This window comes from Pseudomonas sp. HP_14 (genome assembly GCF_055283875.1).
Genome location: NZ_JBTOQI010000044.1, coordinates 59302 through 74400, shown reverse-complemented (window position 1 = coordinate 74400; position 15099 = coordinate 59302). Strand labels below are relative to the sequence as shown.

The window sequence follows — 15099 nt, the reverse complement described above, 5'->3', positions numbered from 1 at the left end:
CATGGATTTCAAACGCAAGCTTCTCATCGCAGCACTTCCGCTGGCTTTCTGCATGTCGGGCCTGGCCCAGGCTGAAGTCAAAATCAAATTCGCTGAAGTTCACCCTGCCGGTTATGCTCCGGTAGTGGCCGAACAGAACATGGGCAAAAAGCTCGAAGAGCAGTCCAAAGGCGAGATCAGCTTCAAGATGTACGCCGGTGGCGTGCTGGGTTCCGAGAAAGAAGTGGTTGAGCAGGTACAGAGCAACGCCATTCAGATGACCCGCGTCAGCCTGGGCATCGTTGGCCCTGTAGTGCCTGATGTGAACGTCTTCAACCTGCCTTTCGTATTCCGCGATCAGGCGCACATGCGCACGATTATCGACGGCGAAATCGGTCAGGAAATCCTCGACAAGATCACCAACTCCAACTTCAACATAGTCGCGCTGGCCTGGATGGATGGCGGCACCCGCAACCTCTACACCAAAAAACCGGTGCGTCAGATCTCTGACCTCAAAGGCATGAAAATCCGTGTTCAAGGCAACCCGGTATTCATCGAAACCATCAATGACATGGGCGGCAACGGTATCGCCATGGCTACTGGCGAGATTTTCAGCGCCTTGCAGACGGGCGTAATCGATGGTGCCGAGAACAACCCTCCGACTTACTACCAGCACAACCATTATCAGAACGCCAAGTTCTTCACCATCACCGAGCACTTGATCCTGCCTGAGCCAATCGTGATGGCCAAAGACACCTGGAACAAGCTCAAGCCTGAACAACAGGCACTGGTGAAAAAACTCGCTAAAGAAGCACAGGCCGAAGAGCGCGTGCTGTGGGACAAGTCGTCTGCTGATGCCGAAACCAAACTCAAGGCCGCTGGCGTGGAATTCATCACGCTGACGCCTGAGCAGAAGAAAGCTTTCTATGACGCTACCCAACCGGTACGCGACAAGTTCGGCGCGCCTTACAAAGACCTGATCAGCCGTATCGAGGCAGTCCAGACCAACCCGGCCCTGGCCGCAGCGAAAAACTAAGCAGCCCTATAAGCCAGTCCGATAACGCCGCGGGGGCGAGCGCAAGCTCGTTCGCCGCCGCAGTGGTGAGCCTCCATGAAAAATACGCTGCTAAGTCTCAACGATGTTCTTTATCGGGTCTGCGTCGGAATCGCCGGTATGTCGATTCTGATCATGACGCTGATCATTCCGTGGGGCATTTTTGCCCGATACGTGCTGGGCAGCGGATCTAGCTGGCCTGAACCCACCGCCATTCTGTTGATGGTGGTATTCACCTTCTTCGGTGCAGCAGCCAGCTACCGTGCCGGTGCGCACATGGCCGTCTCCATGGCCGTCGATCGTATGCCTGCTCAGGTGCGCAAAATTGCCGCCGTGGTTGTGCAGGTGCTGATGGCTATCGTCGCGCTGTTCATGATTATCAAAGGCTTCAAGCTGTGCGGCACGACCTGGAATCAATACATCGGGGAGCTGCCTTTCTTGCGTGTTGGTATCTCGTATCTGCCCATTCCGATTGGCGGCATCGTGACCCTGATTTTCGTCCTTGAAAGACTTTTTCTGGGCGACCAAAGCCACCGGGCTGTCATGCGGTTCGACGTGATTGAAGAAAGTGAAGGTGCCGCATAAATGGACGCTCTTATACTGTTAGGCAGCTTTATCGCACTGATCCTGATCGGCATGCCGGTCGCTTATGCGCTGGGTCTTTCCGCGCTGATCGGTGCATGGTGGATTGATATTCCAGCGGACGCGCTGATGATCCAGATCGCAGGCGGCGTGAACAAATTCTCGCTGTTGGCGATCCCGTTCTTCGTCCTCGCGGGTGCGATCATGGCCGAAGGCGGCATGTCACGAAGGCTGGTGGCGTTCGCTGCGGTACTGGTCGGTTTCGTACGTGGCGGTCTGTCTCTGGTGAACATCGTTGCTTCGACGTTCTTCGGCGCCATCTCCGGCTCCTCGGTAGCGGACACCGCCTCGGTAGGTTCGGTACTGATTCCGGAAATGGAGCGCGCTGGCTATCCACGTGACTACTCCACGGCAGTCACGGTCAGCGGCTCGGTTCAAGCCTTGCTGACACCGCCGAGCCACAACTCGGTGCTGTACTCGCTGGCAGCTGGTGGCACGGTCTCCATTGCGTCGCTGTTCATGGCCGGTATCGGGCCGGGCCTGTTGCTCAGCGCTGTGATGATGGGCCTGTGCATGATCTTCGCCCGCAAGCGCAACTACCCGAAAGGTGAAGTGATCCCGCTGCGTCAGGCGATCAAAATCGCCGGTGAAGCGCTCTGGGGTCTGATGGCCATGGTCATCATCCTCGGCGGTATCCTGTCGGGTATTTTCACGGCGACCGAGTCGGCAGCCATTGCTGTGGTCTGGTCGTTCTTCGTCACCATGTTCATCTACCGCGACTACAAATGGCGCGACCTGCCCAAACTGATGCACCGGGCGGCGCGTACCATTTCCATCGTGATGATTCTGATCGGTTTCGCAGCCAGCTTCGGTTACATCCTGACGCTGATGGAAATCCCGATGAAGATCACCACAGCGTTCCTGACGCTGTCGGATAACCGTTACGTGATCCTGATGTGCATCAACGTCATGTTGCTGCTGCTGGGTACCGTGATGGACATGGCACCGCTGATCCTGATCCTGACCCCAATCCTGCTCCCCGTGATCGTCGGTGTAGGCGTGGACCCGGTGCACTTCGGCATGATCATGCTGGTGAACCTGGGTATCGGGCTCATCACACCGCCGGTTGGCGCCGTGCTGTTCGTCGGTGCTGCGGTGGGTAAAGTCACCATCGAGGCCACCGTAAAAGCCCTACTGCCGTTCTACGCCGCACTGTTCATGGTGCTGATGCTGGTCACTTACATCCCTGCAATCTCCCTGTGGTTGCCGAGTGTTGTGTTGTAAGGCTTCGAGATAGCAGCAAAAACTGTAGGAGTGAGCTTGCTCGCGATTTGATATGTCATTCAAAAATCTTTGAATGATCTGACGCCATCGCGAGCAAGCTCACTCCTACAGATCATCTCCGCCAGCCTTTGTTTTCCAGCCAAGGAGGCTGGTTGCTCATGTCTGCTCCTGCTTTGTTTCCCCGCCATATCGCTGTATTGCTCCTCGCCCTCCTCGCCTGTGCTTTCGCAGGTAATCACATCGCCGCGCGTATCGCCTTCGACCATGACACCGGCTTGCTGCTGGCGATTCTGTGTCGCTCGGGGGTGACCTTACTGGTGCTGACCGGGCTGGTGCTCTGGCAACGAGAACGCCCTCGTTTGACCGCCGGTACCTGGCGCTGGCAATTGTTGCTGGGCTTGCTGATCGCTGCACAAAGTTTCTGCATTTACTCGGCCGTAGCCCGTATTCCGGTTGCGCTGGCTCTACTGATCGCCAACGTTGCGCCTATTCTGCTGGCATTGCTCACCTGGGCTTTAGGCGGTGCCAGACCGACCGCCCGTGCCGCCCTGCTGATGGGCTTTATTCTGATCGGTCTGGTCTTCGCGCTGGACGTACCGGAGCGCTTGTCCAGCCAGCACAGCACCGAAGCTCAGTGGCTTGAAGGCATCGCCTTTGGCTTCGGCGCAGCGGGAGTTTTCGCCTGTGCGTTGTGGATCACCGACCACAAGCTCTCGTCCCTACGCGGCACCGTCCGCAGCATGCTGACCATGTTGATTGTATTCAGCGCCGCAGCACTGGCAGGTTTCAGCGGCGTGCTGCCTGGGGGTGTTTCATTGCCGTCCACCTCAACCGGCTGGACCGCACTGGCGTGTCTGGTCACGTTGTACGGCGTCGGGTTTTCCCTTCTGTTCATTTGCGTGAACCGCCTGGACATGGCTCGAAACGCGCCGGTGATGAACATCGAACCGGTGGCGAGTCTGTTGTTTGGCTGGTTAATCCTTGATCAATTGCTCAGTGGCGGCCAGATCATTGGCGGCCTGATTGTAGTCACCGGGATCGTGCTGCTGACCTGGCGTCGCAAAACGGCTTGAGCGCTCTAACTCTACTCATACGGCAGATCACCATGCACCCGGCACTCCTGACGCTTCAAGATGGCACCACCCGACTGACGCTGGCCCCGCTGACCGGCGGCAGTATTGTGAACTGGAGCGTGATCGCCAGTGGTCAGCCGCTGCTGCGTCCCAGCAATGACGAAGCCCTGAGCGCCGGAACCGCACGTAAACTGGCGTGCTATCCGCTGGCGCCCTGGTCGAACCGGATCAGCAACGGGGGGTTTGAGGGTCCTGATGGCTGGTTCGCACTTGCGCCCAACAGCGCCAACGATGCCCTGCCCATTCATGGCAGCGCCTGGCAGCAGCCTTGGGAGGTCGTGGAGAAGAGTGCTCAACACGCTTGCCTCGAACTGAACAGCACCACTCCTTTTGCCTATCGCGCAGAGCTACGTTTCAGCTTGCAGGACGGTTCGCTGAGCATCACTTTGAAGGTCACTCATCTGGAACCACGCGCGGCCTGGCACGGGCTGGGCCTGCACCCTTACCTGCCCCGCACCGCTAACACCCAGTTGCGGGCCAAGGCTTCGCATGTCTGGATGACTGATGAAGCAGGCTTGCCAACGCAACTTGAGAGCCTGCCTGCCGAGTGGGATTTCAATGTATTGAACAGCTTGCCGCAAACCCGGCTGGACAACGGTTTTACCGAGTGGGATGGCAATGGCCTGATCAGTCAGCCGGATCTGGGTTATGAGCTGGAATGCCGGGCAACGGGTAGTGAGTTTTTCCTGGTGTTCTGCCCGCCCGGGCTGGATTTTTTCTGTTTCGAACCCGTCAGCCACCCGGTGAACGCCCACCATCTGCCGGGGCATCCAGGGTTGCGGTTGTTGCAACAGGGAGAGTCGGCTGAGCTGGGCTTCAGCCTGAGTTACCGGGCGATTTAACAATTTCAAGAAGCCCACAAAACCCCTGTGGGAGCCGGGCTTGCCCGCGATATTGGCGACTCGGTTTCATGGCTATACCGCGTCATCGTTCATCGCGAGCAAGCTCAGCTCCCACAGATGCTCGCGTTCAGAGCGAAGAATCAAACCACCACGTAGTACTTGCGCACATACACATCGCTTTCCCACGCACAGCTCGCGCCTTGCGGAACGAATACGGTGTCGCCGGTTTTCACGACCAGCGCATCGCCGTCTGCGCCGGTGAGAGTCACCTGCCCTTCGATCAGATGCATCAATTCATGCACTTTATGAGGACGGCCACCACGGGCATAAGGTGTCGAATCCCAGACGCCGATACGCAGGGAGCTGTTCGGGGCTTCATAGGCGTTGTGTGAGCGACACTGCGGTGCCGGGCCAATCAAGATACTGGCCTCGGGGGCAGCCGACGGTGCAAGTGCAACTCGCTTGTCGATCCAGGTTAATGCCGGTTGCGTCGACGACGCGGAGCCACTAACAGCGCAAAAAGCCCACAGGCTGCCATCTACGGCATCGATCTGACAGGCGACCCCTTGCTCGACAACCACGCTTTCGCCGGGGCTGGCTTCGAGGGTTTCACCGTTAACACGCAGGCTGACGCGCCCTTTGTGAACCACCAGCATTTCCGTGAACGGATAGGCTTCTGAGCGCCACCCCCCTCCTGCGCTGACTACACCTGCACTCACTCCATCGGGACCCGCATAAGCAATCTCACGTACATCACTGAACGGATCGCCAGCGCTCAAAGCGCCCTGTTTCAACGGTGTATCAATTTGACTGCCGTCAGCGCGAACCAGCAGCAGAGCTTTTAGCTGTGACATTCAGGAATCTCCGGATTAACCAATAGCCTGGGTGACCAAGGCAAACTGTGTGACGCCCGCACTGGCCTGCGGAGCCTTGCCTTTGGCCATTTGGGTAACGCTGTCGACGGCTTTCAAACCGGCCTGATCCAGCCAGCCCGCCAGGCCGCTATCAGTCGGAATATCTATACGCACGAACGAATACGGCACTCGCGACAGCAACTGGCTGATCAGGTATTTAGCCTGCTCAACGTTTTGAGCGATCACCGGGCCGATACACAGCCCACGACCAAACGGACGCAACAGGGCGAACGCCTGGAGTTGCCCATTGCGCTCAATGGCTGCCGAATGCTCGACACTCGGCAGCAGGTCCTTGAGCACCGCAGTGCGATCAAGCCCGCTGCCCGCGTTGGCCAACTCGAACAGGCGCGGGTAATCCGCTTCGCCCACTGAGCGGCAGCTTTCGCTGAACGCCAGCGAAGGTGCTGACGGTGCTTCGGCTGGAGCCTGGCCCTGGCGTTGTTCGACACTGCCGAAATCAACGAACCCCATACTCGCGTAAAGCGGCGCCCCGGCCAGGGTCGCGTTGAGAACGGCGGTGCGAGGAGTGGCGGCATCAATCGCCAGGTTCATCAACTGTCGGCCAATGCCTTTGCCTTGATATTCGTTACTGACGATCACCAGCCCAATGGTTGAGAAATCACCTTGATGGCAGGTGAATGCACTGCCGATCACGCGGCCTTTATCTTCAGCAACGAAGCCCTGACTGACGCGCTGCAGCATCGCCCAGTCTTCGCGGCGATGCGGCCACTTCAACTGCACTGAAAGTTGATGTGCAGCGTCGACATCGTCTGCAGTCATCGGGCGATACGAGTATGAAGAACGTTGCGAATCGGCCATGAAAAAGCTCTCCGGTCAAAGGGGCGCGCAAGGGCAATAACGCCTGTATCCCATCTGTTTACAGCTCATGGCAAGAGGCTCGGAACGATTCGGCAGATTGCATGAGGCAGGCCGCCGTTTACCACAGTAACTGCTTAAAACCCCATGAAGGTCGGCAGCAAATGCTTGGCCTTTTTTCCTAGCATGGAGGCTGGCTTTTTTATCCGCTGGAGTCCTTCATGGATAGCTTCGATCCTCGTCAAATTGCTGTTCGCAGCGCGCACTTCATCGGTGGTCGTTATCGCGATGCCCAGTCAGGCATGGACGTATCGCGCCCCTCCGACGGGCAGGTTTACGCTGGCCTGCCGGTTGCCGACGCGGACATGGTGGACGAAGCGGTCAGCAATGCCTGGCAAGCGTTCAAACAGAGTGACTGGGCCAGCCGCCCGCCTCGCGAGCGGGCCCGCGTCATGCGGCGCTGGGCAGATTTGATTGAAGCCGACGGCGCGATCCTGGGGCCACTGGAAGCGGTAGGTTCGACGCGCCCACATAAAGATGTGCTGGCGTGGGACATTCCTTACGTCGCCGAAGGGATCCGTTTTTTTGCCGAGCTGGCAGACAAGCACGGCGGCGAAGTGGCGGCGACTCAAAGCGACCGGCTGGGCATGCAGATCGCCGAACCTTATGGCGTTATCGCAGCGATCGCGCCGTGGAATTTCCCTTTGAGCATGGGCCACTGGAAAGTCGCACCGGCGCTCGCTGCGGGCAACGCGGTGGTGCTCAAGCCATCGGAACTGACGCCGTTTTCCAGCCTGCGTTTCGCGGAACTGGCCATCCAGGCGGGTCTTCCAGCCGGGATGTTCAATGTGATCCAGGGGGATGGGCGCACCACAGGCGACGCGCTGTGTCGTCATCCCCGTGTATCCAAAGTGACGTTCACAGGCTCAACAGCGACCGGCTCCAGCATCATGTCCACCTGCGCACTGGTTGGCCCTAAACCGGTCACGCTGGAGCTGGGTGGTAAAAGCCCGCAACTGGTATTTGCTGACGTGCCTGACCTGGCCAAAACAGCACGCACGGTTGCTTTGGCCATTACCGGTAATGCCGGACAGGTGTGTGTTTCGGGTTCACGGCTGTTGATCGAACGCTCGATAATGGCTCCGTTCATCGAGCATCTTCAGGGCTACTTCGCTTCTTTGCGCCCTGGCCCGACCTGGTCACCGGACGCCACGCTGCCTCCTATCATTTCCCATTTACAGGCCAGTCGCATCGAAAACATCGTCCAGCGTGCGCGCCAGGCCGGAGCCGAAGTGCTGGCCGGTGGCGGGCTGTTCGAAGGCATGGGCGGTGCTTATTACCAGCCGACATTGCTGACCGCAGTGGACAGCAAAAGCCCGGCAGTCTGCGAGGAGATATTTGGTCCGGTGCTGACCATTCAGGCATTCGACACCGAGGAAGAGGCCCTGAAACTGGCCGAACACGACACCTATGGTTTGTGCGCGGGCGTACACACTGCTGACCTGAATCGGGCGCTGCGCCTGATCCGCAAGCTGGAAGTCGGCACCGTCTGGGTCAACCGCTATGGCCGTAGCAACGACTACATCCTGCCGACCGGTGGCTATAAACGCTCCGGCATTGGCAAGGATCTGGGGCGCGAAGCATTCGAAGCCAATCTGCGTTTTAAAAGTGTGTTGATCGATATCGCTCAATAGCTGCAGAGAAACACCGCGCTGCAACGGTAGGAGCGAACTTGTTCGCGAGACGCTTCTCCTGACACTCCGCCTCGCCAACAAGTTGCCTCCTACCGGGAAAGCGGCAAGCCTTAAACACCGCGTCGCAACGGTAGGAGCGAACTTGTTCGCGAGACGTTTCTCCTGACACACCGCGCTGCAGCGGCAGGTCGAAATACTCAGGTACGTAATAGGCGAGCGACTTTGCCAATCGACCGCTAAATTCGCGTTTCTACTATTTCAAAGGGGCGCCACGGATTGGCTCTTAGCGCAAATGCACATCGACTTCGTAAAGGTCGCTACTCCGAAATTGGCCGGTTCTATATCGTCACTGTTACCACTCATCAGCGCCGCCCTTTCTTCGCCGACTGGAGACTAGGAAGGCTCGTCGTTCAGGAGCTTCGCCGGGCCGAACAGCAAGGCCTCGCTGAATCTTTAGCCTGGGTTGTGATGCCCGATCATCTCCACTGGCTGTTTCAACTCAAGAAGACATCGCTGAGCCTTTTGTTGAAACAAGTCAAAGCCCGAAGTGCTATTGCGCTCAATAAAGTCAGCGGGAGTGAAGGCCAGATCTGGCATCAGGGTTTTTACGATCACGCGCTTCGCAGTGAGGAAAATCTGCGCAAACACGCGCGCTACATCGTCGCCAATCCCGTGCGGGCCGGCTTGGTGACGCGCGTGGGAGATTATCCACTTTGGGATGCAGTCTGGTTGTAGATTCGAACCACCGCTTCATCCCCCCTCGCCAACAAGGTGCCTCCTACCGGGAAAGCGGCAAGCCTGAAACACCGCGTCGCAACGGTAGGAGCGAACTTGTTCGCGAGACGATTCTCCTGACACACCGCCTCGCGAGCAAGGGCGGTCTACGAAGCAACGGGAGCGCCTTGGATGGCGGCTCCCGTTTTTTATTGGCTTGACGCAGTTTGTGCTGCGCCAGCACCACATCTGTTCGGGTTCAGCACCATAAACGCTCATAAAGGCACATAAACACGCGGCCCGCCCAAGGCTGGAGCGCTCCGCAAAGTGTGCTGAGGCCGCCCCCTAAAACGGCGTTTTCTATCAAGCAGCCCGCACTTTTAACGTCATCTGCTGATTTCACGGTGTTGTAATGAAGGTGTGGTGCAGCGTTGCATCACCCGCTTCAAACCAGAAGCACAGGCATACCCCGCCTCGACTTAACGAACTTCAGGACCGCACTCAATGAGCTTTCTACGCCCCAAATTCATTACGTTCGATTGCTACGGTACGTTGACCAACTTCCACATGGGCGCCATGACCCGCGAACTCTTCGCGGACCGTGTTCCCACTGAACGCATGGAAGAGTTCGTCAAGGATTTCTCCGCCTATCGCCTGGATCAAGTCATGGGCGACTGGGTGCCTTACGACGAAATCATCAAGACTGCGCTGGAGCGTACCTGTAAACGTTGGGGTATCGAATACCGCCAGGAAGGCCAGCTTTACTATGACGCGGTTCCAACCTGGGGTCCGCACGCCGATGTGCCAGCAGGCCTGGCAAAAATCGCCGACAAGATTCCGCTGGTGATTTTCTCCAACGCCAGCGACAGCCAGATCATGTCCAACGTCAACATGCTCGGCGCACCGTTCCATAAAGTCTTCACCGCAGAACAGGCTCAAGCCTACAAGCCACGCCTTCGTGCGTTCGAGTTCATGCTCGACAACCTCGGTTGCGGCCCGCAGGACGTGCTGCACGTTTCTTCGAGCTTCCGTTACGACCTGTTCCCGGCCCACGACATGAAGATCAAGAATCGCGCATTCGTTGCCCGTGGCCATGACGTACCTGCCAACGAGTCCTATGGCTACCACACCATCAAAGACATCGGTGGCCTGCCTGCGCTAGTCGGTCTGTAAGCAGCAAAGCACTGGTCACCCAACGCCACAGGTAAGGACAGCGACATGCGAAGTGAATCCTACTGGCTTGATACCGCACCGGTTTTTAACGGGGCACAGACCGGCGCGGTGGAAGGCCAGGTGGATGTCGCGATTGTCGGGGGCGGCTTTACCGGTCTTTCGGCAGCACGCGCCCTGGCGATGAAAGGCGCAAGCGTGGTGGTGCTGGAGGCTGACCGGATCATCGGTGAAGCATCCGGCCGCAACGGTGGTCAGTGCAATACCGGCGTGGCTCAGGACTATTCGGCGCTGACCGCCAGTCTGGGTGCCGATCAGGCCCGTGAGTATTACCTGGCTTATGAAAGCGCCGTAAAGACTGTCGTTACGTTGGTCGAGCAGGAACAGATTGCGTGTGACATGACCCGTAACGGCAAGCTGAAGCTGGCCGCCAAACCTATGCATTTCGAAGGCATGGCCCGCACCTGCGAGCTGATTCGTCGGGAAGTGGACGCGGACGTTGAGCTGCTGTCCGCACAAGAAACACGTGCCGAAGTGGACTCTGCCGAATTCCACGGCGGCCTGCTGCAGCGCAATGGCGTGCAGATGCATGTCGGGCGTTTTGGCGTCGGGCTGGCCGACGCTGCAGTGCGCCACGGGGCACAGGTTTTCCAGAACGCCGCCGTCAAGAATTGGCAGGCCAACGCTTCAGGTTATCTGCTGAATACGGCCAAAGGATCTATTCAGGCCAAACAGATCCTGCTGGCAACCGGTGCTTGCCAGCATGGCGGTCCAGGCTGGTATCGGCGGCGCATCGTACCGGTGGGCAGTTTCGTGATTGCGACCGAGGTGCTGCCCCAGACCTTGATCGATCAATTACTGCCACAACAGCGCGCCTACGTGACCAGCCGAGTGATCGGCAATTACTTCCGCCTGACGCCGGATAACCGTTTGCTGTTTGGCGGCCGGGCGCGTTTTGCCATGTCCAACGCAACCTCCGACGCCAAGAGCGGCAAGGTATTGCGTGCCGCCATGGTGCAGATGTTCCCGCAGCTGGCCAGCGTCAAAGTGGATTACTGCTGGGGCGGACTGGTGGACATGACTTCCGACCGCCTGCCGCGTGCGGGTGAACACGAAGGCGTTTTCTACTCCATGGGCTACAGCGGCCATGGCGTACAGATGTCTGTTCACATGGGCCAGGTCATGGCCGACGTGATGGACGGCAACCCCCAAGCCAACCCTTGGCGCGAGCTTGACTGGCCTGCCGTACCCGGGCACTTCGGCACGCCATGGTTCCTGCCACTGGTGGGCGCGTGGTACCGCTTTCAGGATGCCCGGCACTAGATTTTTGCTTCACCGTCGTTGTGTGCGTTTCAAGGACGCTCCGGTCAACCGCGAGCAACTCATGCATTCCCTTAATCGACAGGTAGAACTGATATGGCTGACAACAAAGACGATTCGCGATTGATCTCGGGCCAGGAAAGCCTGCGGGTATTCGAAGGGCTCAATCGCGGTCTTTCACGCCGTGACGCGTTACGAATGCTGGGCGTTGCGGGTGTCGTCGCCAGCGGTGCGACCAGTCTGTTTGGCGCAGCGGGCAAAGTCTTTGCCGACGAAACGGCAACGCCTGCCAAGGGCAAACCCGGCGGGCGAATTCGCGTCGCTGGCATGTCCAGTTCTACCGCCGACACCCTCGACCCGGCCAAGGGCGCACTGTCCACCGACTATGTCCGGCACTTCATGTTCTATAACGGCCTGACCCGCTTCGACTCCCATCTGGTACCGCAGATGGAGCTGGCCGAGCGCATCGAAAGCGACGACGCCACCTTGTGGACCGTGACGCTGCGCAAGGACGTGACGTTCCACAACGGCAAAGCGCTGACGCCTGCCGATGTGGTGTTCTCGTTGAACCGCCACAAGGACCCATTGACCGGCTCAAAAGTCATGCCGTTGATGGCTCAGGTCAGCGAAGTCAAAGCTACCGGCGCGAACGAGGTGCAAATTCGCCTCAGCTCCGCCAACGCCGAGCTGCCATCGATTCTCGCGGTATCGCACTTGTTGATCGTTCCGGAAGGCACCACTGATTTCAATCAGGGCATCGGCACCGGGCCGTTCAAGGTCAAGGAATTCAAACCGGGTGTGCGCTCGATCAGCGTGCGCAACCCGAACTACTGGAAGCCGGGCCTGCCGTATCTGGACGAAATCGAATTCATCGCGATTGGCGACGAGCCTTCACGGGTCAACGCGCTGCTGTCTGGCGACGTGCACCTGATCAACGAGGTCAACCCTCGCTCCACCGCGCGTATTACCGCCAGCGCCAAGCACAGCGTGTTCGATGCACCGTCAGGTAACTACACCGACCTGATCATCCGTCAGGACCAGATGCCGGGGCAAAACCCGGACTTCACCCTGGCCATGAAGTACCTGCTGGATCGCGAACAAGTGAAATCGGCAGTGTTCCGTGGCTACGCCCGCGTCGGTAATGACACGCCGATTTCTCCAGGCTCACGCTACTTCAACGCGGATTTGCCACAGCGCGTATACGACCCGGAAAAAGCCCGCTTCCACCTGAAAAAAGCCGGCATGGAAAAAATCACCATGGCCGTGGCCGCCTCACCTGCGGCCACCGGCTCAGTGGACATCGCAGTGCTGCTGCAACAGTCCGCCAAAGAAGCCGGCCTGACACTCAACGTCAACCGTCTGCCAAGCGACGGCTACTGGTCCAACCACTGGATGAAGCACCCGCTGAGTTTCGGCAACATCAACCCGCGCCCTAACGCCGACGTCATTTTTTCGCAGTTCTTCCAGTCTGCTGCACCGTGGAACGAATCCGCCTGGAAGAACGAGCAGTTCGACCAGTTGCTGATGCTGGCACGCGGCGAAACCGACGAAGCCAAGCGCGCCAAGATGTATGGCGACATGCAGACCCTTGTTCACGATCACTGCGGGATCGGTATCCCTGTGTTCATCAGCAACATTGACGGGGTCGACAAACGCATCAAAGGCTACGGCAGTAACCCGCTCGGCGGCTTCATGGGCTACATGTTCAGCGAGCAAATCTGGCTGGACGCTTGATAGCAGCTGGTTTTTCCTTTGCCGGAGCAATGCCATGAATAGCAACACACTCTGGTTGATCGGCAAGCGCTTCGGCGCTGCGATCCTGACCCTGCTGATCGTTTCCATGGTGGTCTTCGCCATTACGGCGGTGCTACCCGGCGACGCGGCTCAAGCTGCCCTCGGGCAATTCGCGACGCCTGAACAGGTCGCGGCATTGCGGATAAAAATGGGCCTGGATCAACCGGGTGTGGTGCGCTACCTGAGCTGGTTGATGAACCTGCTCAGTGGCAATTTTGGCGAGTCAGCTTCCAACGCCATGTCGGTTGCCGAACTGGTCGGCGGGCGCTTCCCCAATACCCTGATGCTGGCCGGAGCGACCGCACTGGTTTCCGTGCCGGTCGCGCTGGTGCTGGGCATTGGTTCGGCCATGGGCCGTGGCGGCCGCCTGGACAGTGCGCTGAGTTTCATCACGCTGGCGCTGGTTGCCGTTCCGGAGTTTCTGGTAGCAACCCTCGCGGTGCTGATTTTCGCGGTCAATCTGGGCTGGCTGTCGGCGTTGTCCTATGCCAGCGATACCCACTCGCCCCTGGAATTCATCCGTACCTACGCGCTGCCGGTGATGACCCTGTGCTGCGTCATCGTCGCGCAAATGGCCCGCATGACTCGCGCGGCAGTCATTGATCAACTGGACAGCCCTTATGTGGAAATGGCCCGCCTCAAAGGCGTCAGCCCCGTACGCATCGTGTTGCGCCATGCGCTGCCCAACGCTATCGGCCCGATCGCCAATGCCATCGCGCTGAGCCTTTCTTACCTGCTCGGCGGTGTCGTCATCGTCGAGACCATCTTCAACTATCCGGGTGTCGCCAGCCTGATGGTCGATGCCGTAACCAACCGCGACATGGCGCTGGTGCAAGCCTGCACCATGCTCTTCTGCTCCGCGTATCTGGGGCTGGTACTGATTGCCGACCTGTGCGCCATCCTCTCCAACCCGAGGCTGAGAACCCAATGAATAACCTCATTGTAAAATCGACGCCATCCTCTCCCGACCTGTCATTGGGCAAGGTCGCCCACAGCACATCCTGGCTGGGGCTGGCAGGCGCATTCGTGTGCATCTTCTGGTTGTTGGTGGCGCTGTTCGGGCCATGGCTCGCGCCCCATCCGGTCGGTGAAGTCGTGTCCAACAATGTCTTTGACAGCATGAGCGGCGCTTACCCTTTCGGCACAGATTATCTGGGCCGCGACATGCTCAGCCGCGTGCTGGCCGGATCGCGCTTTACCGTCGGGCTGGCGCTGATTTCAGCCGTGCTGGCGAGCGGTCTGGGCACCAGCCTGGCGCTGCTCGCAGTGGTCGTACCGAAATGGCTGGATGAAGTCATCAGCCGCTTGATGGATGCATTTATCTCGATCCCTAGCAAGATGCTGGCGCTGATCATGGTCTCCGCGTTTGGCTCATCGGTGACGCTGCTGATCACCACTGCGGTGCTGAGTTTTTCCCCCGGCGCATTCCGTATCGCCCGCAGCCTGGCGGTCAACATCGAAGCACTGGAATACGTGCAGGTGGCACGTACCCGTGGCGAACGTCGCCTGTACATCGCCTGCGTGGAAATCCTGCCCAACATGCTCAACCCGGTTCTGACCGATCTGGGCCTGCGCTTTGGTTTCATCGTGCTGCTGCTCAGCGGCATGAGCTTCCTCGGTCTCGGCGTCCAGCCACCCGACGCCGACCTTGGCTCACTGGTGCGTGAGAACATCGGCGGGCTGAATCAGGGCGCGCCCGCCATCGTGATTCCGGCGTTGGCTATCGGCACGCTGACTATCGGCGTAAACCTGTTCATCGACAGGCTTTCATCACGGCGTAGCCGACGTTCAGGAGGACACTGA

At 58.7% G+C, this 15099-nt stretch carries 14 protein-coding genes; 12 read left to right on the top strand and 2 right to left on the bottom strand.

The window, feature by feature from the left end; translation table 11 throughout:
* Window position 1: 1 nt before the first annotated feature.
* The 5 genes from ACYASS_RS23440 to ACYASS_RS23420 all read left to right on the top strand — a co-directional run bounded on the left by ACYASS_RS23440 (window position 2) and on the right by ACYASS_RS23420 (window position 4874).
* A complete protein-coding gene (locus ACYASS_RS23440; protein ID WP_463587888.1) occupies window positions 2-1015 on the top strand; it encodes a TRAP transporter substrate-binding protein in 1014 nt (337 codons plus the stop codon).
* 75 nt (window positions 1016-1090) lie between these two features.
* Window positions 1091-1618, top strand: a complete 528-nt coding sequence (locus ACYASS_RS23435; RefSeq protein ID WP_463587887.1) for a TRAP transporter small permease — start codon at window positions 1091-1093, stop codon at window positions 1616-1618.
* Window positions 1619-2899, top strand: coding sequence for a TRAP transporter large permease (locus ACYASS_RS23430; protein ID WP_463587886.1), 1281 nt, complete (start codon window positions 1619-1621; stop codon window positions 2897-2899).
* Window positions 2900-3057: 158 nt separating this feature from the next.
* A complete protein-coding gene (locus tag ACYASS_RS23425) occupies window positions 3058-3972 on the top strand; it encodes an EamA family transporter (protein WP_243247124.1) in 915 nt (304 codons plus the stop codon).
* Window positions 3973-4004: 32 nt separating this feature from the next.
* On the top strand, window positions 4005-4874 hold the full coding sequence (locus ACYASS_RS23420) for an aldose 1-epimerase (RefSeq protein ID WP_463587885.1): 870 nt from the start codon (window positions 4005-4007) through the stop codon (window positions 4872-4874).
* 140 nt (window positions 4875-5014) lie between these two features.
* On the opposite strand, the gene ACYASS_RS23415 is transcribed toward ACYASS_RS23420, so the two are convergent.
* Window positions 5015-5728 carry a cupin domain-containing protein gene (locus ACYASS_RS23415; protein ID WP_463587884.1) on the bottom strand — a complete coding sequence of 238 codons (714 nt, stop codon included), beginning with the start codon at window positions 5726-5728 and terminating at the stop codon, window positions 5015-5017.
* A 15-nt stretch (window positions 5729-5743) separates the two neighbouring features.
* Window positions 5744-6607 carry a GNAT family N-acetyltransferase gene (locus tag ACYASS_RS23410; RefSeq protein ID WP_463587883.1) on the bottom strand — a complete coding sequence of 288 codons (864 nt, stop codon included), beginning with the start codon at window positions 6605-6607 and terminating at the stop codon, window positions 5744-5746.
* Window positions 6608-6825: 218 nt separating this feature from the next.
* Here ACYASS_RS23410 and ACYASS_RS23405 point away from each other — a divergent pair, with 218 nt between their 5' ends.
* From ACYASS_RS23405 to ACYASS_RS23375, 7 genes are all read left to right on the top strand, one after another.
* The gene (locus ACYASS_RS23405; RefSeq protein ID WP_463587882.1) at window positions 6826-8298 is read left to right on the top strand and encodes an aldehyde dehydrogenase family protein; all 1473 of its coding nucleotides are present in this window, start codon (window positions 6826-6828) and stop codon (window positions 8296-8298) included.
* Window positions 8299-8574: 276 nt separating this feature from the next.
* Window positions 8575-9033 carry an REP-associated tyrosine transposase gene (locus tag ACYASS_RS23400; protein ID WP_463587881.1) on the top strand — a complete coding sequence of 153 codons (459 nt, stop codon included), beginning with the start codon at window positions 8575-8577 and terminating at the stop codon, window positions 9031-9033.
* A gap of 483 nt (window positions 9034-9516) precedes the next feature.
* Window positions 9517-10185 (top strand): haloacid dehalogenase type II, encoded by a 669-nt coding sequence (locus ACYASS_RS23395; RefSeq protein WP_463587880.1) that lies wholly within the window; start codon window positions 9517-9519, stop codon window positions 10183-10185.
* A gap of 45 nt (window positions 10186-10230) precedes the next feature.
* The gene (locus ACYASS_RS23390; RefSeq protein ID WP_463587879.1) at window positions 10231-11505 is read left to right on the top strand and encodes an NAD(P)/FAD-dependent oxidoreductase; all 1275 of its coding nucleotides are present in this window, start codon (window positions 10231-10233) and stop codon (window positions 11503-11505) included.
* Window positions 11506-11598: 93 nt separating this feature from the next.
* Window positions 11599-13236, top strand: coding sequence for an ABC transporter substrate-binding protein (locus tag ACYASS_RS23385; protein ID WP_463587878.1), 1638 nt, complete (start codon window positions 11599-11601; stop codon window positions 13234-13236).
* A gap of 34 nt (window positions 13237-13270) precedes the next feature.
* Window positions 13271-14227 carry an ABC transporter permease gene (locus ACYASS_RS23380; RefSeq protein WP_122666839.1) on the top strand — a complete coding sequence of 319 codons (957 nt, stop codon included), beginning with the start codon at window positions 13271-13273 and terminating at the stop codon, window positions 14225-14227.
* A complete protein-coding gene (locus ACYASS_RS23375) occupies window positions 14224-15099 on the top strand; it encodes an ABC transporter permease (protein WP_122666840.1) in 876 nt (291 codons plus the stop codon). Before ACYASS_RS23380 ends, ACYASS_RS23375 begins: the two co-directional genes overlap by 4 nt.

Bases quoted from the DNA above. Each gene is read 5' to 3' on its own strand.
- ACYASS_RS23405 (WP_463587882.1), top strand. From the start codon at position 6,826: ATGGATAGCTTCGATCCTCGTCAAATTGCTGTTCGCAGCGCGCACTTC.
- ACYASS_RS23375 (WP_122666840.1), top strand. From the start codon at position 14,224: ATGAATAACCTCATTGTAAAATCGACGCCATCCTCTCCCGACCTGTCA.
- ACYASS_RS23395 (WP_463587880.1), top strand. From the start codon at position 9,517: ATGAGCTTTCTACGCCCCAAATTCATTACGTTCGATTGCTACGGTACG.
- ACYASS_RS23420 (WP_463587885.1), top strand. From the start codon at position 4,005: ATGCACCCGGCACTCCTGACGCTTCAAGATGGCACCACCCGACTGACG.
- ACYASS_RS23380 (WP_122666839.1), top strand. From the start codon at position 13,271: ATGAATAGCAACACACTCTGGTTGATCGGCAAGCGCTTCGGCGCTGCG.
- ACYASS_RS23410 (WP_463587883.1), bottom strand. From the start codon at position 6,607: ATGGCCGATTCGCAACGTTCTTCATACTCGTATCGCCCGATGACTGCA.
- ACYASS_RS23435 (WP_463587887.1), top strand. From the start codon at position 1,091: ATGAAAAATACGCTGCTAAGTCTCAACGATGTTCTTTATCGGGTCTGC.
- ACYASS_RS23425 (WP_243247124.1), top strand. From the start codon at position 3,058: ATGTCTGCTCCTGCTTTGTTTCCCCGCCATATCGCTGTATTGCTCCTC.
- ACYASS_RS23440 (WP_463587888.1), top strand. From the start codon at position 2: ATGGATTTCAAACGCAAGCTTCTCATCGCAGCACTTCCGCTGGCTTTC.
- ACYASS_RS23430 (WP_463587886.1), top strand. From the start codon at position 1,619: ATGGACGCTCTTATACTGTTAGGCAGCTTTATCGCACTGATCCTGATC.
- ACYASS_RS23390 (WP_463587879.1), top strand. From the start codon at position 10,231: ATGCGAAGTGAATCCTACTGGCTTGATACCGCACCGGTTTTTAACGGG.
- ACYASS_RS23385 (WP_463587878.1), top strand. From the start codon at position 11,599: ATGGCTGACAACAAAGACGATTCGCGATTGATCTCGGGCCAGGAAAGC.
- ACYASS_RS23415 (WP_463587884.1), bottom strand. From the start codon at position 5,728: ATGTCACAGCTAAAAGCTCTGCTGCTGGTTCGCGCTGACGGCAGTCAA.